The organism is Micromonospora sp. URMC 106 (assembly GCF_051386395.1).
Taxonomy (GTDB): Bacteria; Actinomycetota; Actinomycetes; order Mycobacteriales; family Micromonosporaceae; genus Micromonospora.
On sequence record NZ_JBPQTP010000234.1, the window covers coordinates 1 to 1,011 of the forward strand.

At 71.6% G+C, this 1,011-nt stretch carries 1 pseudogene; it reads right to left on the reverse strand.

Annotation, left to right across the window (positions count from 1 at the left end):
• Positions 1-850 precede the first annotated feature (850 nt).
• Positions 851-1,011, reverse strand: a pseudogene (locus tag ACSNOB_RS31900) (AAA family ATPase); the annotation flags it as partial.

Here is a 1,011-nt window from a genome sequence, read left to right on the forward strand (position 1 = left end):
GGGCTTGTTGTCGGCGGTGGTGGCGTGGGCGGCGGTGACGGGGCCGGCGATGGCGCCGCCGGTGAAGGCGAGGCCGGCAGCGGTCAGGGCGGTCTTACGCAGGATGTCGGTACGCATGATGGGTGCACCTTTCGGTCGGGGGTCCGCGACACACCAAGGGGGGTGGGTGCGTCACGGGTTGAGGAAAGGTCGAACCGAGGGGGATCGCGCGCTCTCGACCGGGGGGTGGGGCGCGGTCCGGGGGTGTAACCGGCGGGGCGGGCCACGCATTCCAGGCGGCCGGCGGCCGGCGGCCCGGCTCGTCTCGGGTCCGGGGGGTGTAACGACGTGGGGCCGGCCGGCATTCCGGCCGTCGCCCGGGCCGTCGCAACGGCTCGGGGGTCACGCGCTCACGATGGGTACAACGACGCGGGCCCTCGGCCCATGCCCGCCTGGCCGGTGGCGCCCGCCACCACAACCCACCACAAAGCGGACGCCGTGTCTCAGATCGGTTCCACACGCCCTCCAGGAAACCGACATAAGGCTCAGACAGAAAGCTTTCACCCACGACAGCCGGGGCCGGTCCGACCCGCCTTCCCGGCGCCTCGGCGGGCAACCGGGCGACCGCTTACAAGGTCGTCCCGGTGGCGTCGGGTGCTGTGCTGCGCGCCCTGTCGAGCTGAATCGTCTACGACATCATCCGGTGGTTCGGCCCGCCTGCTGAAAGACGCGCCCCCGGGGCGTCTCGCGCCCCCGGGACGTCTCGCGTCACCGAACTGAATCGTCTGCGACATCAGCTCGACAGCAACGACATGGAAAGGCGACGGCCCGGTGGCTGGTGCCACCGGGCCGTCGCCTCGTGCTGTCTGCCTTACTCGTCCGCCCCCGCGGCGGCCGTGCCGCCGAGATCGGCCGGGACGGCGTCCGGCACGCTGGCCGGACGATCCGCGCCCTTGAAGACGAGCTTGGACTTGTCGACGTTGTTCGGGTCGCCTTCGCAGTCGACGACGACGATCTGGCCGGGGGTCAGTT